Annotated in this window: 22 protein-coding genes and 1 tRNA gene; 2 read left to right on the top strand and 21 right to left on the bottom strand. The window is 60.7% G+C overall.

Annotated elements, in window-relative coordinates; all coding sequences use genetic code 11:
* Positions 1–73 precede the first annotated feature (73 nt).
* Complete coding sequence (locus B2246_RS25930) at positions 74–451, top strand: phage holin family protein (protein ID WP_035884787.1); 378 nt, start codon at positions 74–76, stop codon at positions 449–451.
* Entirely contained in the window at positions 448–993 is a 546-nt protein-coding gene (locus B2246_RS25925) for a DUF3318 domain-containing protein (RefSeq protein ID WP_008642299.1), read from the top strand. Before B2246_RS25930 ends, B2246_RS25925 begins: the two co-directional genes overlap by 4 nt.
* On the opposite strand, the gene B2246_RS25920 is transcribed toward B2246_RS25925, so the two are convergent.
* From B2246_RS25920 to tolB, 21 genes are all read right to left on the bottom strand, one after another.
* Positions 994–3,006, bottom strand: a complete 2,013-nt coding sequence (locus tag B2246_RS25920; RefSeq protein ID WP_286881576.1) for a diguanylate cyclase domain-containing protein — start codon at positions 3,004–3,006, stop codon at positions 994–996.
* Between the two features lie 141 nt (positions 3,007–3,147).
* A complete protein-coding gene (locus B2246_RS25915; protein WP_286881577.1) occupies positions 3,148–3,999 on the bottom strand; it encodes a hypothetical protein in 852 nt (283 codons plus the stop codon).
* A gap of 237 nt (positions 4,000–4,236) precedes the next feature.
* Positions 4,237–5,598 (bottom strand): cytochrome P450, encoded by a 1,362-nt coding sequence (locus tag B2246_RS25910; RefSeq protein ID WP_186424885.1) that lies wholly within the window; start codon positions 5,596–5,598, stop codon positions 4,237–4,239.
* A 24-nt stretch (positions 5,599–5,622) separates the two neighbouring features.
* A complete protein-coding gene (locus B2246_RS25905) occupies positions 5,623–6,804 on the bottom strand; it encodes a hypothetical protein (RefSeq protein WP_186424884.1) in 1,182 nt (393 codons plus the stop codon).
* Complete coding sequence (locus tag B2246_RS25900) at positions 6,801–7,142, bottom strand: hypothetical protein (protein WP_008642285.1); 342 nt, start codon at positions 7,140–7,142, stop codon at positions 6,801–6,803. The genes B2246_RS25905 and B2246_RS25900 overlap by 4 nt, the downstream gene beginning before the upstream one ends.
* A 39-nt stretch (positions 7,143–7,181) precedes the next feature.
* Positions 7,182–8,558, bottom strand: a complete 1,377-nt coding sequence (locus tag B2246_RS25895; protein ID WP_008642284.1) for a capsule biosynthesis protein — start codon at positions 8,556–8,558, stop codon at positions 7,182–7,184.
* Positions 8,559–8,669: 111 nt separating this feature from the next.
* Positions 8,670–10,721 (bottom strand): capsular polysaccharide biosynthesis protein, encoded by a 2,052-nt coding sequence (locus B2246_RS25890; protein WP_286881579.1) that lies wholly within the window; start codon positions 10,719–10,721, stop codon positions 8,670–8,672.
* On the bottom strand, positions 10,705–11,667 hold the full coding sequence (locus B2246_RS25885) for a KpsF/GutQ family sugar-phosphate isomerase (RefSeq protein ID WP_286881580.1): 963 nt from the start codon (positions 11,665–11,667) through the stop codon (positions 10,705–10,707). Before B2246_RS25885 ends, B2246_RS25890 begins: the two co-directional genes overlap by 17 nt.
* 138 nt (positions 11,668–11,805) lie before the next feature.
* Entirely contained in the window at positions 11,806–12,639 is an 834-nt protein-coding gene (kdsA, locus tag B2246_RS25880; protein ID WP_286881581.1) for a 3-deoxy-8-phosphooctulonate synthase, read from the bottom strand.
* A 47-nt stretch (positions 12,640–12,686) separates the two neighbouring features.
* On the bottom strand, positions 12,687–13,448 hold the full coding sequence (locus B2246_RS25875; RefSeq protein WP_152414925.1) for a hypothetical protein: 762 nt from the start codon (positions 13,446–13,448) through the stop codon (positions 12,687–12,689).
* A gap of 27 nt (positions 13,449–13,475) precedes the next feature.
* A complete protein-coding gene (locus tag B2246_RS25870) occupies positions 13,476–15,761 on the bottom strand; it encodes a glycosyltransferase (RefSeq protein WP_081596764.1) in 2,286 nt (761 codons plus the stop codon).
* 17 nt (positions 15,762–15,778) lie between these two features.
* Complete coding sequence (locus B2246_RS25865; RefSeq protein ID WP_286881584.1) at positions 15,779–17,527, bottom strand: polysaccharide biosynthesis/export family protein; 1,749 nt, start codon at positions 17,525–17,527, stop codon at positions 15,779–15,781.
* 1 nt (position 17,528) lies between these two features.
* Complete coding sequence (locus tag B2246_RS25860) at positions 17,529–18,656, bottom strand: chain-length determining protein (RefSeq protein ID WP_286881585.1); 1,128 nt, start codon at positions 18,654–18,656, stop codon at positions 17,529–17,531.
* Positions 18,653–19,315 carry an ABC transporter ATP-binding protein gene (locus B2246_RS25855; RefSeq protein WP_008642278.1) on the bottom strand — a complete coding sequence of 221 codons (663 nt, stop codon included), beginning with the start codon at positions 19,313–19,315 and terminating at the stop codon, positions 18,653–18,655. The genes B2246_RS25860 and B2246_RS25855 overlap by 4 nt, the downstream gene beginning before the upstream one ends.
* The gene (locus tag B2246_RS25850; protein ID WP_008642277.1) at positions 19,312–20,106 is read right to left on the bottom strand and encodes an ABC transporter permease; all 795 of its coding nucleotides are present in this window, start codon (positions 20,104–20,106) and stop codon (positions 19,312–19,314) included. The genes B2246_RS25855 and B2246_RS25850 overlap by 4 nt, the downstream gene beginning before the upstream one ends.
* A gap of 1,079 nt (positions 20,107–21,185) precedes the next feature.
* A tRNA-Lys gene (locus B2246_RS25845) sits at positions 21,186–21,261 on the bottom strand.
* A 69-nt stretch (positions 21,262–21,330) separates the two neighbouring features.
* Positions 21,331–22,446, bottom strand: coding sequence for a YeeE/YedE family protein (locus tag B2246_RS25840; RefSeq protein ID WP_286881586.1), 1,116 nt, complete (start codon positions 22,444–22,446; stop codon positions 21,331–21,333).
* 70 nt (positions 22,447–22,516) lie between these two features.
* Positions 22,517–23,200: a 7-cyano-7-deazaguanine synthase QueC gene (queC, locus tag B2246_RS25835; protein WP_008642275.1), complete on the bottom strand. Its 684-nt coding sequence runs from the start codon at positions 23,198–23,200 to the stop codon at positions 22,517–22,519.
* 190 nt (positions 23,201–23,390) lie between these two features.
* The gene (gene ybgF, locus B2246_RS25830; RefSeq protein WP_008642274.1) at positions 23,391–24,149 is read right to left on the bottom strand and encodes a tol-pal system protein YbgF; all 759 of its coding nucleotides are present in this window, start codon (positions 24,147–24,149) and stop codon (positions 23,391–23,393) included.
* Between the two features lie 17 nt (positions 24,150–24,166).
* Positions 24,167–24,676: a peptidoglycan-associated lipoprotein Pal gene (gene pal, locus B2246_RS25825; protein ID WP_011517248.1), complete on the bottom strand. Its 510-nt coding sequence runs from the start codon at positions 24,674–24,676 to the stop codon at positions 24,167–24,169.
* 19 nt (positions 24,677–24,695) lie between these two features.
* A complete protein-coding gene (tolB, locus tag B2246_RS25820; protein WP_035884775.1) occupies positions 24,696–26,036 on the bottom strand; it encodes a Tol-Pal system beta propeller repeat protein TolB in 1,341 nt (446 codons plus the stop codon).
* Positions 26,037–26,169: the final 133 nt, after the last annotated feature.

Raw genomic sequence — 26,169 nt, 5'->3', positions numbered from 1 at the left:
CCGCCCGCCGCACCGGGACCTTTCCATTGCAGATGCCGCCACTGCGAGCGCATCGATCCTTCGCCGGAGCCGCATGAGCGAATCCCCTTCCCCCAAGTTCCTGGAGTCCGTTCGCAACCTCGCCAGTTCCGTGGTGTCGATGCTCCAGACGCGCCTGGAACTGGCCAGTGTGGAATTGGCCGAGGAGCGCGGCCGGCTGATGAAGGTCGCGCTGCTGGCGTGCTTCGGACTCGTCTTCTTCAGCATGGCGCTGATGACGTTCACGCTGCTGGTCGCCATCGTATTCTGGGAAAGCTACCGCTGGCAGGCCCTCGGCCTCATCATCCTGGCCTACCTCGCCTGCGCCGCGATCTGCCTGTTGCTGGCGCGCCGCATGGTCCGACGCGCGCCGCCGCTGTTCGAAGCCACGCTGGCCGAGCTCGATAAAGACAGGGAGATGCTGCGCCGATGACCACGCCCGCCGACGATTCGACCAACCCGGGCCAGCGCCACGAGCATGCGCGTCCAGTCCGATTCTCCAAGGAAGTCCGGCTGCCGCTGGAGATCCGCAAGGAACTGCTGATCACCCGCGCGGCGCTGGAACGCTACGACGCCGTGCAGGCGCTGCACAACGTCAAGGGCGGCGTGCGCCGGATGACCAGCCTCGGCAACTGGCTGCCAAACCTGACCCACACCCCCGGCTGGCTCAAGCTGCTGGGTCTGACGCGCGAATATCCGATGGTCAGCACGGCGATCACGCTGGCGTTACCGCTGCTGCGGCGCACACCAATCGGCCGTGTCGCCTGGAAGGTCTCGAAGCTTGGGGTCGTGGCCGGCGCCGGCTATTGGGCCATCAAGACCTGGCAGTCCGTGCGGGGCGTACCGGCGAATGCTGGTGCATCAAAAGCGTCCACCCCGACTGCACCGACCGCACCGACCGAGGTAGTCGACACCGGCTTCCGCGATCCGCTGGTGAAATCCCCACCGGCAACCTCCACCCCACCCCAATCCTGACTAGCTGACCTCCACGCGATTACGTCCGGCACGCTTGGCCCGATAGCAGGCCACATCGGCGGCGCCGAGCGCGTCTTCCGTGCTGGAGGTCCGCTCATCGAGCCGGATCAGCCCCACGCTGACGGCGACCGAGAACACGTGCCCCCGACAGGTAAAGCGGAACGCAGCAATCGCCTGACGCAAGGATTCCGCCACCCGTTCGCCATCACTCGGCAAGCAGTGTTCGAGCAGCACCGCGAATTCGTCGCCACCCAACCGCGCCAGCGTATCGCTACGGCGTAGCTGCTGGCGCATGAGATCGGCGATCTGGCAGAGCAGTTCGTCCCCGGCGGCATGGCCACACGTATCGTTGACAGCCTTGAACCGATCCAGATCGAGGTACATCAGCGTGTGCGTGCAGCCCTCCTGCCGGGCCCGTGCAATTGCCGTTTCGAGCCTGCGCTCGAACTCGGGCCGATTCACCAGACCGGTCAATGGATCATGGCTGGCTTCATAGGCCAGCTGGGCCGCGTGCGCGCGTTCCAGGCTGACGTCGTGGAGCACGACCACCACGCCAATGGCTTGCCCAACCTTGTCCCGGATCAGCGCCACGGAGGGCTTGACGACCACTCTCGCCGAAGACTCGCCCGCCGAACGCCGGCTCAGGACCGTGACGGTCTGGCTCGGCCACGTCCCGCCCAGCGCACGTGGCACCAGATCAGTAACCAGATCGCACGTGACTTCATCGGTCAACGGACAAACCTGAGGCAGGAAGCAACCGGCGGCTTCAGCCTCGGTCCAGCCCGTCATCGCCTCGGCCACCGGGTTGAGCGATTCGATCCGTCCCCAGACATCGGTCGTGATTACTGCCTCGCCAATTGCCTGAAGCGTGACCTGCGCCCGCTCCTTCTCCGCATGCAATTGCGCCTCGAAGCGCTTCCGGTCCGAGATGTCGCTGAGCGAGCCTGCCATGCGCACGGCCTTGCCAACCGCGCTGCGCACCATGCGGCCCCGCGCCCGCGTCCAAAGATATCCCCCCGCCTTCTTCCGTAGTCGCAGTTCGATGTCGTACGGCGTGCCCTCGCGCATGTGCCCCGACAGGCGGCGCCCCAGTTCGGTGACGTCGTCGGGATGGGTCAGCGCCATCAGGGTCTCGACCGCGTGCGGGAGTTCGGTGGCGCGATAGCCGAGCATTTCCGCGCACCGAGGGGAAAAATAGAGTTCTCCGCGATGCGGATGCCAGTCCCACAGGCCATCGTTGCTACCGGCCACCGCTAGTTGCAGGCGTTCCTCGCTAGTCGCAAGTGCGGCGCGTAGCTGCCGCTCCTTGATCATCATGCTGCGTGACACCCACGTGACCCACGCAAGCAACGCCACCGCCACCGCAATCGAGCTCCACGTCAGCAGCGCGCGCACGCGCCGCGAAGCTCTGCCGAGAGTCGAGGAGAACGCCGCCTCCTGGGGTGTCAGCCGATTGTCGATATCGACGATCTCGCGCTGGATAGGCGCCACACAGCGAGCATCGCAGTCGCCAGCACGAAAGCGCTCGCGCAATGTCCGGGACAGCGTGTCGAGCCGGGCGATATCGACATCGGCCGCCGCCCAGATCTCGATAGCTTCGTCAATCTCCGCGACATCGCGGAACGTGCGGTAGAGCCGGATCATTCCGGAAATGTCGTCGGTATGATTGCCGCCGATCAGCAGCCCTTCGACGGCCCGCGTATGGTCATAGCGCGGATGCTTTTCCAGTTCGATACGCGCCTGACGATCGCCAAGCGGCACGGCGATGGCGGCAAGGTATGCGTCGTAATCGGTATCGAGCTGGCTGCGCGAATAGTTGAGCAGGTGCAGGACCGCGGCCTTCTGTCCCTTGGTCCAGAGGCTTTCCCCGGCGACGAAGCTGCGCGCGGCGGATAGCACGTCCACGCTGGCAACGCAGAACAAGGCCAGCGCCACAACCACCGGAACGAACGGCCAGATGAGGTTCGATACGTGCTCACCGACCGGCAGGCTACCCTCACCAGCTCGCTGCATTGGAGACTTCCCGTGCCGGACGTTCCGGCACCATCAAACGACTACGTCGCGCCAGATGTGGCGCAGCGTAGTCATTGTCAGCGAGCCCGCCCGGGGTGTCTCTAACTCAGACTGGGTAATTGAAACGGTTCAACCGGCACGTCAGCCCATCAAGACGATCAACAGCATGACGCCATTGACGACGGCGAGCGCGCCGAGGACGAACGCCGCATGTGACACGTGGTGCAACCGGTCGGCCAGCAACCGAACCGATGTTGGCGCCACGTTGCGGCCCCTGCCGTGTGCCAGTACCCAGGCGCACATGCAGAGAACGGCCACCGGCAGGATCAGCCAGGCGAGCACCCAGGGCGGAACGTCACGCGCCGCACGTGCCGGGACGGCAGATGTCGCAATCGTCACAGGCTCGCTGCGGACAGGAGGCGAGAGCGCCGGGGGCGGCGCCGTCGACGCGACGGACAATGCCTTGATCGCTGGCGACAACATCGGGGCCGGCGCGGGTGTGGGTGCAAGTGCAGGTGCAGGTGCAGGTGCAGGTGCAGGTGCAGGTGCAGGTGCAGGTGCGATAGTCGGCGGACGGTTCGCCGTCGAAGCCATGGTTCGCGCGGTCACGGGATGCTCGACAGGTCGCCTCGCAGGCATTCGCCGCCAGTCCGCGAACACCTCGTCGACGCACGTGACCGTCTCGCAGCCATTGCGCTTCCTGCGCCAGGCCGCAAGATCGGCCGTGCTCAGCGTGCCCGCATGCAGCATCCGCTGCTGGTCCGCGTAGATGCGTTCGTAGGCAACATTGAGCATCGCGTACTCGCAGATCAGCCGCTCGCCTGACGCCAGCCGGGCAGCCGGGCGCGCGCAGTAACTGACCGACGGATCGACACATCGGACGGTACTGGCCTGATAGTTCGGCGGACAAACGATCTCGGACGCCCGCGCGCTGCTGATGGCTGCGAGGCCCAGGGCAAGAAGAATGGCCAGCCGGCCTGCAAGCCGCTTCATGACATCCTCTCATCGGTCCTTCGCCATGTTGCGTGCGACGACCAGCCTGGAGATATCCGGATTAAATACCATGATCGACTGCGCGCCAAAGCCCGAGACGCTGCCACGCAAGTTGCGCGCAATCGGCGCAACGATCACTTGTGACGCGGCCTGCCCAGCAAGCTCCCGGCCATCGTTGGCACACGGACGCCTATCACGCCTATCACGCCCATTACGCCCATTACGCCCGAAGCCCCATCATCGGCGATGCAATCGGACTCGCACCCCATTGCCCGAGCGGACAGTGACGCGCCCTACCACCTTGGGCACGTGCATGGGGTCCGCATCCACCCGATAACGACGCACGATGCTGGCCAGGATCAGCACGGCTTCCTGCGTCGCATAAGCCGCGCCGATGCAAACACGTGGCCCCTTGCTGAAGGGGATATAGGCGCACTTTGCCGAGGCCTTTCCGGCTTCCGTTTCGAAACGTTCCGGCGCAAAGTCGTCGGGGCGTTCCCACAGCGTCCGGTGCCGATGCAGCAGCCACGGCGAGATCAGGATCGGCGACCCCGCCTTGACGTCCTTCTTGCGTATGCACTGCGATTGCGTGGCTTCACGTACGAAGAAGCCGACCGGCGGATACAGCCGCAGCGTCTCGCGAAACACGTTCCCCAGCGCAGGCAGGTCCTTGATATCTCCGGCCACAAACTCCCGATCGCCGACCACTGCCTCGATCTCCGCCACGATCTTGTCTTGCAGATGCGGGCATTGCGACAGCAGATAGAGCGCCCATGTCAGCGCGCTGGCCGATGTCTCGTGGCCGGCAAGGAACAGCGTGCAGACCTGATCCACCAGTTCCTCGTACGAGAGACTGTCACCCGTGACCGGGTCCACCGCATCCATCATTCCGGAGAGAATGTCCTGACGGTCCGAGAGCTTCCCTTCGTCCCTTTCAGCCATTCGCCGCGCGATGATGCCGGAGAGAATTGCACGAATCTTCCGCGCCGCGCGTCGGCTGCCCCAGGTCGACAGCACCGGCGGCAGCCGGTAGATCATCAGGATCATCGCCCGCTGTGCATGATGCTGGAACTCGAGGAACGCGTCGTAGATCTCCTGCGCCGTGGAGGCCTCGAGGTTGTCGGAAAGGATCGTGCGAAAGATGATGTCGGCGGTAACGTAGCTCATCTCGCCATCGACTTCATGGCTGCGCCCGTCCGCCACCGCGTCCAGACGCTGCAGCATCGACGCCGCCGCGTCCGCCATCAGCGAGAACACCAGCTTCAGACGGGCCTGCGCGAACGCCGGCTCCACCAGTCGGCGCTGGCGTTCCCACTCATCGCCGTTGGTCGTGAAAATGCTTGACCCCAGCAGCGGTTCCAATGCCCGTTGCATCAGCTCGTGCTTGGGATACTGGTGGGTATCGCCCAGAATGCGGCGCACCCAGTCAGCATCGTTGACCATGAAGATATCCATGCCGGGCTGCGATATCTTGCCCATCTTCATCGAGTAGCTGCGCTCGAAGAGCACATCGATCCACGAATTCCAGCCACGCAGGAAACGCAGAATGAACGAACTCTTGCGCACATGCGGCTTGGGATACGGCGGCTGGAAACTCATGACGTCGGGTTCAGCTTCAGAAAGTCAGAATGGTTGGATGCGGCTAGGACCAGCCGTCATGCGAAAGTAGTCGTACTCGTTCGGCAACGCGCTCGCCATCAGGTACTGAAAATGCATGCGCTGACGATTGAGCTTCATCCGCGCATAGGTACGCTTGTCGAACATCTTGAACGGGCGCACCACCTGGGCAGTTGGACGGCCACCGCCGCGGATGCCCGAGACATCGAGCGGATTCGCCTGCGAGAAGCACAGGGCGTCTGCCCTGGCATTCATGTCGAGCCACGACATCGCCCGCTCGTCGGCAAGGCGACCCAGATCGTGGTGGAACGGCTTCGCCGTCGGCATCAGGCTCAGCAGCGGAATGCACTGCCCCAGCGTGACAAGCGTGATCCTGCCGCGTTGTTCGTCCGACAACAGCGCCGTCAGCCGCGCCGCGATGGATACCGCCAGGATCGACCCGACGCTGTGGCCCACAAGCAGGACCTCGTCCGACGGTGACGCTTGCTGGTCCAGACGAATCCATTCGGCCAGCGCATCCACTCTTGCCATGACGTCGATGGGTTCCCGCGCCCCCCATGCCTGCACGAAGCAGTAGGTCCGCAATAGCCAGAACACCGCCAGCCGGTTGGCCAGCGCGATGCCGCCCGCGCCCAGCGCCGCTCCGGCGGCAATGCCACCCGCCCACGCCCATCCGGATGCAAGTCCTATCACACCAAGCAAACTGCCAACGCCGACGCCGCAAGCGATCGCGAGCAATAACAACAGAGCAAGATAAGCCATTGGATACACCGCGCTGAAGAACGGCCCGCGAAACGTTTTCTTCAGCCGGCCCAGCGCGCCGCAGCGGATGTAGTACCCGTAGTCCCGTACCGCCGCCATGATCACGCGCAGCAGGCTCCCCTGCCAGTGGCGGCGCACCAGATCGTCCCAGTGCAGGTAGTGGTAGGTCGTCTCCACGTCGTGCCCGTCCCAACGGCTATCCACATTCCAGGCGCTAACCAGAGGATCGAGCTTCGCACGTTGGCCCACCGAGATCGACGCCCCGTCATGATGCGTGGCCTGCTTGGCCGACTCTTCGCGATACAGGCGGTGATAGTAGCCAGCGCCACGTGGGTCGAAGCCGGCGACGTAATACACCTTGCGGCGCGTGACATCCTTCGGAATCGTTGCCGACGCGGTATGTTTCGCTTTGGTCGTCTGGTTCATTGCGTCCGCTCATGCAGCTTCTTCTTCAGTACCAGATCCACCACGGCCTGCTCGCGCTTGTTGGCACGCCGACAATGGTCCTTCTGAAAAAGATCGGTGACCCAGATGATGGCGCGAGCCCACCAGCGATGCTGCGCGCGCCAGGCGTGGGACGATACCGACTCCCATGCATAGCCGTTGAACAGCGTGGCATTGACGAACTGATCGAGCGCCCTCACGCCAGCGCGGCCACGCTCCGTCTTGCCGAAGAATCCGACATAGACGATCAGCAGATAGCCAACAACCGCGAGCGGCACGATAAAAGTCATCAGCAGGAATCCAGCGATGCGTTCTCTCATATGACAAACATTGAATCTCGATGATCGGTATCGCGCTCGTCATCCAACCACCAGCTCCGCAACGAAACTGATCGTGGTCGTGATATCCCAGGGGCGGCCGCTGTAGGCGTCCGCCAGAATCAGCATCGTCATGCAGACGATACGGGCCGGTGCCGACGCGGCTAATCGCCAACGCTTGTTCTCCAGTGCCGGCAGCAGCGCATCGTCCGCATAGAACGACGAATTGATCTGTGAATTGCGCACCAGGTAGTTGCGGAAGCGCGTGAAGACGCTCATATCCACTGCACCGGGGTTATTCCAGAAGGCACCCAGGGAACCCTGGAACGTCAGGCCGCGCTTGGCATAAAAGCAGCGTCCCAGCGCAATGACGGGCACGCGATGGAACAGCGCCTGCAGCCCGCTGGTGGAGTTGACTGTGACCAGACCCAGGCAGCGATGCAGCAACGACGGCAGATGCGCATCGTGGATATACACGACGCGGTCGGTCACGCCATACTGCACTGCGGATGCCGCGACCACCTTGCCGTAGTCGGTATGCCCGCGGTCCATCGGGTGATGCTTCACCACCAGCAGGCTATCGGCAGGCGCATCCGCGGAAAACGATTGAATGGTCCACTCGATGAACTCTTCCATGCGCCGCCACGGGCTGTGCATGCGGATCTGACTGTCGTTGTGAACCTGCAGGGCGACCATGAAGAAATGCGGATGATCGCTATTCAGCAAGCGCTGGCGAACGCCGCGCTCCTGCCACCGGTAGGCGTGCTTCCGGTACCACGCACGCGTCCACAACGCCAGCTCATGCAGGCCGAACGGTTTGTGATGCCGATAGTCCGGATAGCGGCGTGCGCCGAGCATACCGCCGACGAAATACCAGAACGAGTACAGCGCCATGTTGCGGAACGCATGCGCGAACCGGCGCGGCCTGGTCGGCAGCGTCGTGGCGGGAAGTTCTTCCATCGTGACGGCGGACAGCGGTGAATCGGCATTGACGCCTCCCCGCTCCAGCGTGATGTAGTCCGGACGCACGTAGCCTTCCTCGAACACCCAGAATGGCATCCCAAGGGACTGGGCCACGCGAGCGGCGATGCGATGCTGTCGACGACCGGAGCCGAACACGACGATGGCTTCGATTCGACGTTCGGCCAGCAGCCGGCGCAGCGTAGCCTCCCAGATCACCATCGGATCGGTGAAGCGCACGATATCGCCACTGCGATAGAAAAGATCGTCGCCACCATTAAAGTTCACCTTCACCACCTGACTGCCACGGCCAGTCAGGTAATCACGCAGGCGCGCGAAGAACGGACCATTCGGTCCCTGCAGCAATAACACGCGGCGATAGCAAGCCAGCCGGTCAAACGGCGCGCCCCCGCCGACGCGCTGAAGCTCGGAGGCAACGCTGCCCCCTTGCTGCGGCACGACGGCTGGTTCTCTTCCGTAGATTGCGGACTTCCCGTCCAATGACGAAATCATGCTCGCCTCGAATTCTTGTGGTAACTGGTATGTTCTTGTTTTCTGGATCGTCGCCCGTCAGTCGGGTCTTGGATTGGCGAGCCCCCTGGCCGCTGGTCTCGCCCATCGCCGCAAAAGCGGCTGCATGAGCGTTCGCAGTAGCCGCCCACCGGTCCTCTGGCGTTCGTGCTTCCATGTCAGCAGGTCCGCGATCACCTGCTCCGGCGATGCAAAGCCTGCACCCGGGTAGCGCGACACGTAGCGCGGATACAGAATCAGCGCACCCGCAACCAGTGCTTCCAGCGTCAAGACGCGCTGACGGCGCGGATTGACGCAGCGATCATCGGTCAGGCCCCATCCCGCGTAGAACGGCATCCCATGCGTGGTCACCGGCTTGCCACGCAGCAGCGCCTCGAATCCGGCAAGCGAGGTGAGGACATGCAGCCTGTCCACTGACTCGATCAACTGGTGCATGGGATAGTCGGACACCAGCTCGTCGCACAGCGTGCCAAGCCCCAACTCCGCATCGCGGCTGCCGCGAAGGCCCGCCATCACATCCGGATGAGGCTTGTAGACGATGTAGGCATCCGGCGCTTCCCGACGGGCCGCTTCAAGCAACGCCCGATTGGTGTGAATGCCCGGCGCGCCGAAACGCAGCGATGCGTCGCTTTCCACCTGCCCCACCACCAGCACAACGTCCCCCACGTGCGCGGGCCGTTGCCACGTGCCACCGCCGACGTTGTACTTGGTGATGCCAGTCCGCACGATGGCGTCGCGTAGCCGTGCCGCGCGCGCCAGCGTTGCGGCATCGAACGACGTCTCCGCCAGCAACCGCTCCAGCACCGAGGGCTGCGTCGCGTCGTAGTAGATGCCGACGTCGTCGAACACCCATGACACCGGACGCACGAGTTGCGCGCCCAGGCCAACGGAACGGAGGAATCCGTCCTCGACCGTGACGACGGACCAGTCCGCACGCGGGCAAGGCAGTTGTCCCCTGCCCCAGCGCAGCACGGTCGCCTGTGGCGGAATCGTGCGTTCACGGCGATGAAAGCGAACGGTGTGACCCTGGAGGAATTGCCGGAGGATGGGACGCTTCCATCGGGAGAAGCCGATGGCGTGCACATGTGCGGGCAACTGTTGCCGCGTGCGACGCTGAAGTGCCAGATACTCGATCGCGTCCTCCGCATCGCAACGCTGCCCGGTGTGCGGCGATACATATCGCGTGTAGCGCACCAGCGCGGCAAAGGCCAGTTGCGGCAGGGAAACCGGGATTCGGCGCTCTGGCGCGCGCAGGGCGTCCTGTGTCAGTCCCCATCCCGCATAGAACGGCATGCCGAACGTGTGCACCGGCTTGCCGTGCAGCAAGGCCTCGAAGCCCACCTGCGACGTGACCACGAACACGGCGGTTGCCTGCCGAAGCAGCGGGACGACATGAACATCTTCCTGCAGACGCAGCACGTCCCGATACTCGCCACGATCGAGCATGGCGCCGACATAGCCCTGCTTGCGCCCCAACTTGACCTCCGGGTGCTCCTTGACCACAACCTTGCAGCCGGGATACAGCCGCATCGCCGCATCGAGCATCGTCCGGAAACTCTCCGCATCCGCATAACCGTATTGCACGGAGGCATCGTTCGCGGTCTGGTCGATCACGAGCACGTAGGGCGTATCGGTCGTATCAGCCAATTGCGCCGGGTCCGGAGCGTAGTTGTACTTCGATACCCCAGCCGCACGCCATTGCGCGATCAATCGCAGCGCACGTTCGTTTTCCTCCGCGGAAAGCGGCGCGGCGATCATCGACTCCAGACGTGACGGCGTCATGGCGTCGTAGAAGATGCCGAGGTCGTCGACCACGAGCGAGCAGGTCGGCGACGAAGCACCGGGATGCATCGAGCGGAGGAAACCATCTTCAAGGCAGAGCATGCGTTCGACGCCGCGCGCGCGCGCGAACGCCCACGCCTTGCGCGCGGTCGGACGCCGCCCCCAGGCGGCTACGCCTGTCAGCCCCTCAGCCGTGCGCCGCACGGACGAAACCCTGACTACGTTCTCGCCCAGCAGCGTCTGCAGATGCTCGATGCCAAGTATCCCGCGGGAAAGGATACCGATGGCGCCGTCACACGGCCGGCTCATCGGCGCCAAGGTCGTGGATCTGAAGAATGCCGACCACGCGGCCCACATCGTTCTTCACCACCAGACCACCGATGCGTGCGGCATGTATGCGCGCCTCGGCGTCCGCGAAGCGCTCATCAGGCGACGCCACCTTCGGATCGACGGACATGATGTCCCTGGCCAGGATCGACCGGTAGTCACGATCGGAATCGAACGCACGGCGGATATCGCCATCGGTAATGATGCCCAGCAACGCTTCACCCTGCATCACGAGCGCCATACCCAGACGGCCACGGTTGACCACATGCACCACGTCGCGGAACGTCGCGTCGGCTGCGCAGACCGGGAGGTTCTCCTTGTGCATGACATCGGCCACGCGCGTCAGTAATCGGCGCCCCAGACTACCGCCCGGATGGAACCGCGCGAAGTCCTCGGGCTGGAAGCTGCGCTTCATCGAGAGCACCACGGCCAGCGCATCGCCCATGACCAGCGCCGCCGTCGTCGAACTGGTTGGCGCCAGGTTGTTGTTGCAGGCCTCTTTTTCGACTGAAACGTCGAGCACGACGTCCGCGTGTCGTCCGAGCGTCGAATCCGGACGCCCTGTCATGGCGATCACAGGATTCTTCTGATACTCGAGGAACGGCAGGATACGAATCAGTTCCTCGGTTTCGCCGCTGTTCGAGATCATCAACACCACGTCGATCGGCTTGATCATGCCGAGATCACCGTGGAACGCTTCACCCGGATGCACCGAGAATGCCGGCGTACCCGTCGATGCCATCGTCGCCGCGATCTTCTTCCCGATCAGTCCAGATTTGCCCATGCCCACCACGACCACGCGGCCGCGTGCGCCCAACACGATGTCGATGGCGGCTTCGAACGCCGCACCGATGCGACTGGACATGCGATCCAGCGCCTGAATCTCCGTGGCAACAACATTGCGTGCCAGCGACATGACCCCTTCCATGACTTCTACTCCTGCTCTTCTTTGTTCTGCTTGTATTTGTGTTGCTTGTACTTGTGCTGTTTGTCTTTGCTCTGCTCACGCGACTACAGCCGGCCCCTTCATGCCGGAGTTCCAGCCTCTGTCATCCCGACGGCGGCTTCAGTCGATGACCAGTGGCGTGAACGACTTGACGAGGTCATCCACCGCCTTGATCTGCGCGAGGAACGGCTCCAGCTTGTCCAGCGGCAACGCGCTCGGACCATCGCACTTGGCGTTGTCCGGGTCCGGATGCGCTTCCAGGAACAGACCCGCAAGACCCACCGCCATGCCGGCGCGCGCCAGATCCACCACCTGCTGCCGCCGGCCGCCCGACGCCGCACCGCCCTGATCGCGCTGCTGCAGCGCGTGTGTCACGTCGAAGATGATCGGCAAGTTGTTCGTCACGCGCTTCATGACGCCAAAGCCAAGCATGTCAACCACGAGGTTGTCATAGCCGAAACAGGTGCCGCGGTCGCACAGCATCAACTGATCGTTACCCGCCTCCTTGAACTTCTCGACGATGTTCAGGATTTGCGACGGGCTCAGGAACTGCGGCTTCTTGATGTTGATCGGCTTGCCCGTCTTGGCCAGCGCGACGACAAGATCGGTCTGCCGCGCCAGGAACGCCGGCAACTGGAGCACGTCAACCACCTCGGCCACCGGGGCCGCTTGCCACGGCTCATGGACGTCGGTGATCACTGGCACCCCGAACGCCGCCTTGACCGCCTCGAAGATCTTCATGCCCTCTTCCAGCCCAGGCCCTCGATAGGAATGGATCGAGGAACGGTTGGCCTTGTCGAAGCTGGCCTTGAAAACGTAGGGAATGCCGAGCTTCTGCGTCACGCGCACGTATTCCTCGCACGCCCGCATGGCGAGATCGCGCGATTCGAGAACGTTGATGCCGCCGAAGAGGGTGAAGGGGGCGGTGTTGCTGCTTCTCGGTAGATTGGACATTAATTTCTCTTCATCGACTGCTGCTTGGAACGCCAGGATTATGCAAACTACGTATTCAATGCCCCATCACGGGCAATTTTGGCCAGTGCTCGTTCATTTGGAGAGAAACGCGAGATACGTCGAAAGGCGCACAAACACTCATGCAACTGGAAAACAGATTCAAAGTCATTTATATAGAATCCATGCCGATCATCATCAACGGAAGAGATGCTCATCCATCGATTCCTTATGTCAGCCTTAATGAGACACTTAATATTTTCCACATCGAGCACATTTCGACCGTGAATTAAATGAATCGCTGAATCTCGGTAGTTATCAGGCATCCAATCATCCAGATTGATACATTCCTTCAATCTCGAAATTGTATTTCTCAATGCCGGCCAGCAGTACTCTTTTGTCACCTCAAAATTTATCTGAGGATTGGATGCAATTACATTGCAGTTCAATCGCACACCATGCAAAAGTGCACCATATCCAGCCATTGATGATCCAAAAAATGTGACATTCTTTGGATCAAAGAGACTGATGCAATGGTCAAACAGTTCCTCATACGAGCATCTGCCATTGGCGCCCAAGTAGTAACTATTATCAGGGTCAGTTACAAATAACAGACTTGCGCTCTTGTGTTTTCGTAGGGCGTCTATAGCAAAATAGCGATCTCCATTATTGTGGGTAGCCATCACAATAATTAGCCCTTTATCCGCCAAAACTTCTCCGTCGTCACTCAACAACGGCCAGAATACATAGCGCCGTCCGTTGAATTCACACTCCTCAATAGCACCCCATTGAGTAAAATAACGTGAGCCCATTATTACCCCAAAAAAACTGATTCTTGCCTAGGAATCCGTAGAACGGAAGATTCTCAGAAATCTTGAGTCTTTGAGGAACTGAATAGGATCTTTGCGCAACTTTCTGAGTTTCCGTGAGCGCAAAGCTTGCCGTATCGGATTTTGTGGAATATCCATTGCTCCGATTGGCTTCTTCATTTCCACTTTATTAACAAATGCAATACTCGTCTTTTCTTCCGCTTTGATAGTCGATCCTGCCTTCTGCCAATTGATCCGCCGCCCTACTGCATTGATCAATGGCTTCAGTCCAATTGAAGCATCGAGAGATTCCGTCGACTTCAGCAATATCTCTGCCACATTTATTTGACGGTCCTTGAATGCCCTCATTAATGCACGACGATGCTCAACATCACAGCTAAGCTCAGTCCGCCATCTGCCAGCAAGGTTACCGTCGTCGCAACAGATCGCGACACCTTTGTTATCTATAAGTGATCTTCCGAGCGCATAGATATTAATCGGATAGTCGAGCGCTTGCAGAAGAACAGTGGAGTTCAATCCAATGACAGCACCGGCTTCTCGCAGAGCATCCTCAATAGGCCTATCCGAATCCAAAGATACTCGCTCATTGAGGAATTTATCAATGTAGCCAACATTTCCATCTAATGGGTGCGGACGGATAATTACTTCCCAGTCCTGTGGAATTTGCGATAGAACATGACGCAGGAAATTCTCGTTTCCCTTAAAATTTGGAGAATTCACGATCAAGTTCGTGTCATTCTCGAGTTGCATTGTTACGAGCGCAACTTTCGGCAAGACAATCGTTTTTTTTACATTAGTGGGAAGTTCATAACCACATAGGGATCTAAAACCTAGAGTCGCCAGACGGGAAGCACCATTTGTGCCAACCTCGTCAAAGTAAATATTCCCTTTCTGCGGAAACCAACCCAATTCAGTATAGACAATGGGAATTCCTAACGCCTTTACTTTATTCAGCGCACCCTGATAGCGGGGATGCAGTCCGTTGTGAAAAATCAGAAAATCAGGTTTGAAGTTCTGAATATTCTTAATGAGTCGATCCGTATGCTTGATCCAATCGTAGACCGCGTATGCTTTATCCTCAATATCGAAGGCCTGGTCGAAAAGGCGACGGTGCCCCTTCTCCCTTAGGCAAACATAGCGACGATCCATATCCAATGCGCGAGCCACCGGCTCCCACATCTCTTGAATATGCTCATTACTTATGCTGAAACCGAGAAAACGCCGGCCACGCAGTCTACTAACGTCAATAGACTTCGGCACCGTCACATTCACGCTTCTCCTAAAATCGAGTGCCATCCATTGGCGATGCTGAGTCAAACGATCAATAACGGAACCCATCCCGTTCCTAAAGTCTGCCCGAAGTGAATCCAGGGCACGACGAAAATCACTCCGCTCTGGATAAGGGAAGTCCTTCTCCAGTACGTTGATCACACTTTCGCTTATAGCATCGACATCTTCAAAATCAAATGCATTTAACAATGGAGGTGGCGCTATTTCGGCATTCCCCCCTACATTCCAGCAATGAACAATAGTGCCTGCTGCCAACGCTTCTAAGATGACCATAGAGCAATTTTCGAATTTGCTCAGCATCAACAGGGCCTTCGCTCGTCCCACATAATCCAACCGCTCAGGGCCTTCGATGTGCTCGTGGCATTCGACTTGACACTTGATTGCACGACTCAGGACAAACTGTGAGGATCCACGGCCAATCAGCACCACCTTAACGTGCTCAGGCAATCTCTCCAGAATCGGATTAATGTAGGCTACTCCCTTCAGCTCCTGGAAGCGACCTAGAAATACTACGTCCAGATCTTTTTGTTCGGCACCGCGCATTGGGATCGAATCATCAACCGGATTCTTGAATACCGCTCCACTTCGGGGGTTGAATTCTGGGCTTAAATGTTCCAGCAATGCATGTGACGGCGATGAAACGAGCGTCGCCTTGTACATAACCCGCAGTTCGTTCGAGAAGGCGTCCTGATTCACGTCATGCCCGTCATATTTCTGCGCAATTGCAAGTGGACAATGAAGCCGAATATGGGTTTTGTACTGCCGCGGCAGGAGTAAAGTTGATGCCTTTGCCTCCGGAGCTTCGATAATTACGTCCTCATAGCCGTAGCGCGAAAGAACGTACTCTCGGACCGCAATCCGAAATTGAGCGGGGCTCAGGTTTTCGCTGTTTTGAAAATAATCACACTGAATTCCGATCTGCTGTAGCTGCGGAATTAGAGCTCTCGTGTAATTATCAATTCCACTTGAGCCGCCAGACAAAGGATTAATCAGGAGATATTTCATGCAGTTCACCCGTTTTGTTATAGCCCGAGGACAACCTTGGCACTAATCGCAATCTGATAAAGAATCTGGAACACGTCCTTGGCGAACTGGCGCGTCTTGAAATCGATTTTCGGCAACACCATGATTTCATCGCCCGGATAAACTGTGCCGTCCTTCTTGCCGTCCGAGAAACTGCCGTCGCGATGCGCGATGATGATTCGCGACGTATCGGCGTTCTGTGAGAAGCCGCCAGCCTGTTGAATCAGGTCGTCCAGATCCATGCGCCCGTCGAAGGCGATGGCGTTCGGGAAGAGCACTTCCCCGCTCACCAGCACGAGCCCATCCTTGACCGGCACACGCAGGACGTCGCCGTTTTCAAGCAACAGGTCATCCCGCGCGGCGGATTTCGAGATCAGGGTCTGGCCGGACGCTTCAATCTTCTTGGCGCGTTCCACCCACTGCAGCACCAGCGCGGCTTCTTCCTTGCGCAGTTGGGCCTCTTCGGCGGTGCCCGAACGGGCGGTCAGCACGCTCGACTCCAGGCTCTTCAGGGTGGTGGCCAGCAATGTCTGCTGGCGATCCTTCACGCTCAGACGGAACAGCTGAATGCTTGCGGCATCCGATTCCGGCGTGAATTGCACCTGCTTCAGCAGTTGCCCCATGCGGCTGCCATAGGGCAACACGAACTCTTGCGGGCCAGTGTGCTCCCCCTCGACGCGCACCGTGATCGTGCCGGGACGTTTGTCGGCTGTGAAATCAATCTCGTCGCCGTCATGCAGCACGATCTGATGACCTTCGGAGATCCGGAAGTACTCGACGTTCTTCACCGTTCCGGTATTGCGGACCACCCGCACGTTGGTGGCCGACGGCAAGGGCCTGGCTAGCCGAACGAACTGGTCGAGACGGGCGATATCGCCCATGAACTCGAAGCGCTTTGCGTTCTCGGCCAAGCCGCTCACCTTGACGGTTTTCTTGCGGGCCTGCACGAAGATCACGTCGCCGTTGTTGAGTTGCCGTGCCGTGAGGTCCCCCTTGAGCAGGAAGTCGTAGAGATTCACGACGTCCAGCGTCTGGTTGGCCCGCTTGATCGCAACGTCCAGGAACGATCCACGATCCGGGTCGATGCCGCCCGCCTGATCGAGATAGCGCAGCACGCTGTCGCTCGATGTGCCGTCGTACATGCCAGGGCGACGCACGGCGCCGGTCACGTACACCCGCACCGGCTGCGCGGCCAGCAGGCTGGCGTAGATCGATACCTTGCTGGCAAACGCGCGGCGCAGTGCATTGCCGACGGCGGTCTGCAGGTTGCCGTTGGTCGTGCCCTGGACGTGGAAGGGGCCAACCTCGGGCAGCAGGATGTTGCCGCCGGCATCCACCACAAGCACGGTGTCAAGGTTGTAGCCGTTCCACATGCGCAGCTGGATGCGGTCCCCGACCGAAATCACATGGCTTGGATTGAAGAGCGCCGAGCTGTCTCGACTGAACGCCCCCGTGAACAGTTGCGCGCCAAAGGCGTCGCTCGCCATATTGGCCGCGTAGTCATTGTTCTGCGGCGCGTTGGCCGGCGCTGCCGTGTCCAGGCGGGCGGGCACCACCGGCGCGGCGGCAGGCACCGCAGGCACGCCGCCGCTGACCGGCATTCCTGTCAGCAACGTGCCACCTTGCGCTGCCAGGGCCGCGTATTCCATTTGTCCGACACCGAGCGAGCGCGACGAAGTCTGCGCGTGTACCGGCATGATTGCGAGGCTGGCGGCAACCGCGCCACTGGTGATGATTCTTCTGAGCATGTCAGTCTCGGTGGTCGCGGATGATGGCGCTCAGCAGTTGCACTACACCTGCCAGCATTGAGGTCGCCAGCACGAACACCACAATGGTGTAGAGCCGTCGGGGCTGGAGCGGGTACTCCGGCCGGGTCGGGCTCTGCACCACGGCAACGTTCTTGAGTTTGCGGGTAGCTTCGATACGCGCCTTTTCAAGGGCGCCGATGGCCGTCTTGTAGATGTCGAACGCGAATTCGGCTGCCGCCTGCAGGCGATCGTGCTCTTCGACCACGCGGTTCAGGCCACGTCCCTTGGTCGACACCATCCGGCCATGCTGCTCGGCAATCTGCCGCTCCACGGCGGCGATCTGCGCATCCAGTTGCTGGATGGTCGGCGACTGTGCCGTGTAGATTTCCTTGAGGGAGTTCCGCTTGACGTTGAGCTCGGCAAGCGTGGCTTCCGCGTTTGCCACCACGCCGGAGAGGCTTTCGACTTCGCCACGCGGCGACACCAGACCGTTGGCGTTCTGGTAGGCCACCAGCGCCTGACGCGCCGCTTTCAGCCGCTCGCCCTGGTCGTGCACCTGTTTCTCGATGTAGACCACCTGCTCGCTGGCGATGCGATGGGTCATCTCGTTCATGAAGCGCTCGCCTTCGGACACCAGTTCCTGGGCGATGTCGTGGGCCATGTCAGCGCTGAATCCCTCGACCCGGATCACCAACACGCGCGCGAAGTCATCGTAATCGACGCTCACGCGTTTAAGGTAGTAATCATGAAAGCGCTCCAGCGAAGCATCCTCAAACCACAGCCGCGACAACGGGTCACGATGGCTGTCCGCGTAGTGCTTGCGCAGGCCGAGACGCGCGTCCAGCTTCTTGAGCATGTCCACGGAGAGCAGGTATTCGCGCAGCAACAGCAGGTCCTGCGGCGCGGAGGACGTGCCGGTCAACAGCGACGTGAAGTCAGAAGCGCTAGCGCCCACGCCATCGCTGCGCTCCACCACGACGCGCGCTTCAGACACATAGCGGTCGGAGGCAATTACGCTCCAGTACACAACAGCCAACAGGCAGGCGCCGAAGGCCAACTGCCAAATGCGGTTCAGGCGCGTAATGCGGCCAACCTGGCCGACCGCGCCCGACGTAATCGTCTTCATCATCCCGAAATACTTCCCCTGTACTCCCGCAGAGCCTCCTCGACGGAATCGAACCAATGCGCGCGGCCCTGATGCAGCCAGACCGCCGATTGGCAGAAATTTTTCAATGTGGATTCGCTGTGCGAAACCATGACCAGGCCCGCTCGCCCGACAAGGTCCTCGAAGGCCTTCTGGGACTTGCGCTTGAACGCCGCGTCGCCCACCGACGTCAGTTCGTCGACCAGATAGGTGTCGAAGTCGAAAGCGAGCGACAGCGCGAAGGCGAGTCGCGACCGCATACCCGACGAGTAGGTCTTCACCGGGTCATCAAAGGCGTCGTTGAGTTCGGAGAACTCGCGCACGAACTCAAGCTTCTCGTTCAGTTCGTCCCTGACGCCGTGAATGCGGCAGACGAACTTGGTGTTCTGCCGTCCGCTGAGCGACCCCTGGAATCCACCACTCAACCCAAGCGGCCAGGACACGCGGCAATTGCGGACAATCTTTCCGCCGTTTGGCTGATCGATGCCGCCCACCAGGCGCAGCAGCGTCGATTTGCCCGCGCCGTTAGCACCGATCAGCGCCACCCGGCTATGCCGGGCGATCTTGAGCGACACGCCCTTGAGCACCCACTTCGAGCCATGTGAGGTGCGATAGCGCTTGTGAACGTCGGAGACCTCGATCATTGCGCCGTCAGCCTTGTCGCGTATCGCACGTGCAAGGCCAGCCCCAGGAACATCGTCGACAAAGCACAAAAGCCCAGGTAACCCAGACTGATCTGTGTTGCGCCGTGATACGCGGCGAACCATCCAATGCGCATTGCTTCCACGCCATGCGTGATCGGATTGGCGAGCACCGTGTCACGCATCCCGCCTTGCGGCAGGTTCGACACCGAGTACATGACGGCGGACAGGAAATATAGCGGCGTGAACAGAAGCCGGACGATCTTGCCGACCTCGGGCAATAGCGTCTCGACCACCGAGAGAATCAGCCCGAGACCGAGTCCGAACGTCCAGAGCAGGCCACCCGCACCGATGACCAGCAACGGATTCGAGGGCCGTATGTCGATGTCGAACAGCGCCAGCGCAGTCAACAGAATCGCGCCAACGATGAGGTACAGGAATGCCTCGACAGCGGCGCGCACCAGCACAGTGTCCACGGGCCGCACCTGCCGGTAGGAGAACAGCGCAGCGTTCGCCTGAATCGCATCCATGCCGCGCTGCGCGATATTCCGCACCAGGAAAAAGCTCCACACACCAACCAGCACGAACACCTCGATATTGGCGCCCCGAACCACGGCATGTCTCAGCACGCCGATCACCACCATCAGAAAAACGAGGTGTGCCGCCGGTTCGAGCAGGATCCACAGCCACGCGGAACGACCAGCCGCCAGGCGGCCGTTCGCCTCGCGCAGGAACAGCGCCTGCCAGACGGAAAAAGCAACGGAGAAGTCGGTGCGGACCGATGTCCGGTTCATTGTTCGTATTTTTGTGTTGTGTTCACCAGTGATGCGGCTTCACCAAAGGCGAAGCAACGCCGAGCGGACGCCTGACTCCCCGGGGACGAGGAGGTCGGCACAGGACGCGCCCATCGCAGCAGAAAGCGCGCGAAGGCTGATGATCAGAAACCGGGTGAGAGAACGGAGGAACAGACAGGAGCCGGTCCTGGCCACGCCTAGAATGGCAGGCAGGCTCCAGCAAGGAGCAGCGCGCTCCTTTTGACGTGCCTACTTCATTTGGCCATGGCAGCAGCCTGCCTGACCGGCAAAGACTACGGACTTCCAATCGCTTTTTCCAATGCACACGACAGTCCTGTCTAGACAGGACTGTCCCAAGCACCTTCCCCATTCCTCAAGTTTCCTGAACGATCCGAGACTTGATGGCTATATCCACTACGACAACGGCCGCAATGCTAATGCACGAATTGATTAAAGTGCAACAAAAACTGACAATTTGACATATCCCCCATATGAGGCTTGACACCTCTCTTCCGCATACATGGCAGTGATCGCGATTTGCGATTATGTTGATGAATCAACGAAATTCAGGCAATGAATTCCGACGCTGCCACTGATTACCAAGGGACATCAGGCAATACCGGCGATAATGCGAATTTATAATGAGGGTATTGCGCGCACCTTTACGGGGGAACAGATGAACAACCAGAGCGCTAATCATTATTTAAGTCATTGATTCTTATAGACTAAATCCGCATAAATGGCCAATGTACCGGCGGAATATTCGCTAAGAAATGGCGACATTGGACACAGCGATGAAGAATAGGCCACAGCCGCTCTGGAGCGAGTCCGCTCCTCGTCATGGATTATCTTGATGTCAAGCCGTTCCCGACCTGGAAATTACGTTTTATCGACCATCAAACGATGCCGGAGAATAACCGGGACGGCCATCGTATTCACTGTACTCAGGGCGTCGCCCTGCAATCTGTACTTATGAGATGGAGAACACGTAGCACAGGGAGCCCGATTAATTACCCCCCATTGCGGGGGTATAAAAACAAAAAGGGCCTGTGACTTTCGCCACAGGCCCTTCGTAATACTGGTGGGTCGTGCGTGACTCGAACACGCGACCAACGGATTAAAAGTCCGCTGCTCTACCGACTGAGCTAACGACCCGCAAAAACTGAATCGGCGATTATAGGGATACTCCTACTGACTGTCAAGCATGACGGCTCGCCCGGCGCTTTAGGCCATGCGTTCGAGCCGCCAGATCTGGTACTTGAACGCCAGCACTGCCCCGACGATGATCGCGGCGAAAGCGATGAACGAGCCGACTGCCAGCGTCGACACACCCGACAGCCCCTGCCCCACGGTGCAGCCCAGCGCCGTGACGCCGCCTGCCCCCATCAGGATGCCTCCGACCATATGGTTGGCCACGTCCTCGGCATTGCCGAATCCCTCCCAGCGGAACGTGCGCGAGGCCAACGCATAGGCTGCCGCGCCAGCGATTACGCCGAACACGCTGACAATGCCGATCGTCAGCACCTTGCTCTTGTCGCTGAACATCATCAGCCAGTCCAGGGTGTACGCATACGGCGCCACGAAGCTCAGGCTTTCCATGCGACCGCTGTTGCTGGCCACGAACAGCTCTTCGAGCGTGTTCGGGTCCTCGGACACATAGCCGATATGTCCCGATACGTACCACATGCCAACGATGATCAACCCAACCGCCAGCCCGCCCAGCAGGTTGTCGAACGTGCGAAAGCCGTTGCCGAGCAGCGCCCAGGTAACCAGCACGGCGCCGATCACCACACCCAGCGCCAGTTGCAACGTGCCGCGCGCCAGGCCGGTGCCATGCGCGATAAGCGACGGCAGATCCTGCGTCGCCGGCAGTGTGACAGCCACGGTATCGACCGTGCTCACTCGCACCACGCCGAACAGGCCACGCAACGTCATATAGGCCGAGAGCCCCAGGAAGACGAACACCACCAGCGACTTCAGGTTGCCGGCGCCAATCCGTACAAGCGTCTTGCTGCCGCAGCCCGACGCCAGCACCATGCCGAAGCCGAACATCAAGCCGCCCACTGCCGCAGACAGCCAGCCGAGCCTGGCCGAGGTGTAGATCGTCTTGGTCGGATCGATCAGGCCAGCCCAGGCCAGTACGCCAGTGCCGATCATTGCCACGCCAATGGCCATGATCCACATACGCATCCGGCTCCAGTCACCGATGTTGACGATGTCGGAGACGGCGCCCATCGTGCAGAAATGCGTGCGCTGCAGGATCGCGCCAAACAGGAAGGTCAGAACGAAAGTGCTCAGCAGCACGGTGCGCGTAAGCGCTGGGATATCGATATCGGGCATGTCGGACCGGGGGTGGCTCGTGGATTTCTGTCTGGAGGGGGCACTCTGGCGGCGCCCCTCTCTTCTTCAATCAGTTGGAGGTCTGGTAACGGGTCGGGTCGGGCACGCCGGCGGCCTCGAACCCTGCCCGGCGAATCCGGCACGAATCGCATACGCCGCACGCGCGGCCATCGTCATCTGCCTTGTAGCACGAGACGGTCAAGCCGTAGTCGACGCCGAGCTTCACGCCCGCGAGAATGATCTCGGCCTTGGTCATGTCGATGATCGGCGCATGCACGTGAAAACGATCGCCTTCTACGCCAGCCTTCGTAGCCAGGTTGGCCAGCGCCTCATAGGCGGCGACATATTCGGGCCGGCAGTCCGGATAGCCGGAGTAGTCGACGGCATTCGCGCCGAAAAACAGGTCGCGTCCGCCAATTGCCTCGGCCCAGCCAAGCGCCAGCGACAGCATAATCGTATTGCGCGCCGGCACGTAAGTGATCGGAATTCCGCCTGCGGTGCCGTCGGTGGGCACGTCTAGCGCGTCATCGGTCAGAGCTGACCCCCCGAAACGGCGCAGATCGAGGTCGATGATTTCGTGGCGCTTCGCGCCGAGTTCGGCCGCCACGCGTTTGGCCGCTTCAAGCTCGGACGAATGGCGCTGGCCATAGCGCATGGACAGCGCATAGGTTTCGAAGCCGGCCGCGTTGGCCATGGCGAGGACGGTGGCGGAATCAAGGCCGCCGGAGAGCAGAACGATGGCGCGTTTGGTCATGATGATTGCGCGCGGAACAAGCGCGCTGTAATACGCCCGGATTGGGCGAAGCGCGTATTTTAGCGCGGTGGCCGGATCAGCAGGATCAGGCACGGCTGATGGCCTGAATCCCACGGCAATTGATAAGCGCCAGCCCAAAGAAAAAGGCCCGCTCGCGCGGACCCTTTCCTGGACTACATACCGGTATCGGTTACTTCAGCGTCTTCAGCCGGTTGCTCGCGGCCTGGGCACCTTCAGTCCCCGGATATTTCGCCACCACGGCTTCCAGTGTCTTCTTAGCTGCGGCCTTCTGGCCAGATTCGAACTGGTTGTTGGCGATGGCGATCATGGCGTCCGGCGCCTTAGGGTGCGTCGGGAAGTTCTTCACCATGGTATCCAGCACGTAGGTCGACCCCTTGTAGTCGCGCTGCGCGTAGAGCGAATTGCCGAGCCAGAACTGCGCCAGCGGCAAGTACGGGCTTTGCGGATACTTCTTCGCAAACGCCGAGAAGGCATTGCCCGCGCCCTTGAAGTCGCCCGACTGGAACTGCTTCAGCGCTGCGTCGTACTCCGGCTTCTCGGTCGGTTGGGCGATGCCCTCGCGCCCTTCCACGGTCACCTGCTGCGGCTCGAATTTCTTCAGGCGCGCATCCAGGTCAGCGTAGTAATCCTTCTGCTGCTTCTGCAGCGTATCCACCGTGTTTTGCAGCACTTCATTCTGACCGCGCAGTCGGGCAACCTCCTGGCGCAGACCTTCGAGCTGGTTCTGCGCGTCGAGCAGGGTCCGGCTGTTCTGGTCGATACGCTGGGATGCCGTGGCCTGGAAACCGTTGAACTGGTCCCGGATCTGGATCACCGCACGGCGCGCCTCGTCGTCGTCAAAGACGCCGGCGTGCGCGGGAATGGCTGCCAGCAGGCCACCGCCGGATACAGCGGCCAGCCATAGCAGCGTGGAAACGCGAGCATTCATGAAGAATTATCCGTGGATCAGTAAACGATATCGGCGCGACGGTTCTCGGCCCACGAGGCATCATCGTGCCCGGTTGCCTTCGGCTTTTCCTTGCCCAGGCTCACAGCTTCCATCTGCGAGTCAGGCACGCCCATCGCAGCCAGCGAACGGCGCACGGCTTCGGCACGCTTCTGGCCCAGTGCCAGGTTGTACTCGCTGGTGCCACGCTCGTCGGTGTTGCCCTGGATCAGGATCTTGCGGCTCTTGTTGCTGCCCAGGTACTGCGAGTGGGCTTGCAGCATGCCTTGGTAGTCCTGCTTCACCGAGTAGCTGTCGAAATCGAAGTACACGCTGCGCTTGGCCAGCGGGCCGTTCGGGTCGTTCAGCGGGTCACGCGAAACATCAACCGGCGCCACATTGCGTGCGTCGGTGGTCGCGCCGGTGCCGGCGCCGGACTTCGATGCGTCGTCGAGCTTCACACCCGAGCTGCAGGCGCCCAGAGCCAGCAGAGCAGCAATGGCGAGCGATTTGGTCATCATTTGGGACATGGCGAGAGACTCCTCTTTTTTACTGCATGAAAGGCCCCCAGGACGGCTCTCGAACAGCGCCGGACTGGAGAGACAGAACCTGCTTGGTGCGTCCGTCCGTGGAGACTGCCGCCAGTACGGAGCGGCCGCCCACGCGGGTGGCATAGAGAATGTACTTGCCGTTGGCCGCGAAGCTCGGGGATTCATCGTTGGTCGTATCGGTGAGCGACGTCACATCACCGTTCGACAGGTCCTGTAGTTGCAGCCTGAAGCCACCGCTGCGCGAAATGTAGGCCAGGTACTTGCCGTCCGGCGAGATACGCGGGCTGACGTTGTAGCTGCCCTTGAAGGTCACGCGCTGCGCTGCGCCGGATTCCTCGCCAGACGCCGGCATACGGTAGATCTGCGGCGCGCCGCCGCGATCGCTGGTGAAATAAATGCTGCGGCCATCCGGGGAGAACTGCGGCTCCGTATCGATGGCGCTGCTGCGGGTCAGGCGACGCAGGCCTGAGCCATCGGCGTTGACCTGGTAGATCTGCGTGTTGCCGTCGCGGGAGAGCGACACGGCCAGGTGCTGGCCATCGGGCGACCAGGACGGCGCGCTGTTATTGCCCTTCTGATTCGACACCACAACACGCTTGCCCGTCGCCAGGTCATGCACGTAGACCACCGGTTTCCTGGCTTCGAACGAGACATAGGCCACGCGGCGGCCATCGGGCGACCACGCGGGGGAGATGATCGGTTCGGTGCTGGTCAGCGCGATCTGGGCGTTCTGGCCATCCGAATCGGAGATCAGAAGCTGGTAGCGATTGCCCACCTTCGACACATACGACAGGCGCGTGGCAAACACGCCGCGCTCGCCGAGCAGCTTCTCGTAGATGTAGTCGGCGATCTTGTGCGCGGTCACGCGGAGCTGGCCCTGCGTGACGGTGAATGCCAGACCGCCAAGGCTCTGCCCCTTGGCGGTGTCATACAGGCGGAAACGCACCTCGTACTGGCCATTGCTGGTCGGCGTCACGCTGCCGGCCACGAACGCGTCGGCGCCCTTCGCCTTCCAGCTGCCCAGGTCCACCTGGGCCGATTCGGCCACGGTGGCACCTGCGGGATCGACGTTGCGGAAGCGTCCGCTGTTCGTCAGGTCGCTGCGAATGATGGCGGTCAGGTTCTGCGGGGCCTGGGCCTCGCCCTGGAAGTTGGCGGTCGCTACCGGGAACTGGTTCGAGCCAACTCCGGTGATCTCCACGTTCAGTTGCGCGTGCGCCGCGCCCGCCGACATCAATGCCGCAGCCAGCCACGCCATCAAGGCATGGCGGCTCTGGTCGCGGGTGGGATTGGCGTTCTGGCGTCGGGATAGCCAGTTGGGGGCCCAAAGCTTTCGCATGCTGCTCCTCAGTCGATTTCAGGTTTCATCGTTGCGGCGGCACAGCAAACACGGCGAGACGGGCGACATGCGGCTTGGCATGGCCCCACAAGCGTACGTATTGCACGCTGCCGGCCGCGTCAGGCAACCATTT

Origin of the sequence: Cupriavidus sp. UBA2010, from assembly GCF_002335265.1 — a bacterium.
GTDB classification, from domain to species: domain Bacteria; phylum Pseudomonadota; class Gammaproteobacteria; order Burkholderiales; family Burkholderiaceae; genus Cupriavidus; species Cupriavidus metallidurans.
The sequence above is the reverse complement of the archived record's forward strand: the minus strand, read 5'-3'. Positions and strand labels throughout refer to the sequence as shown.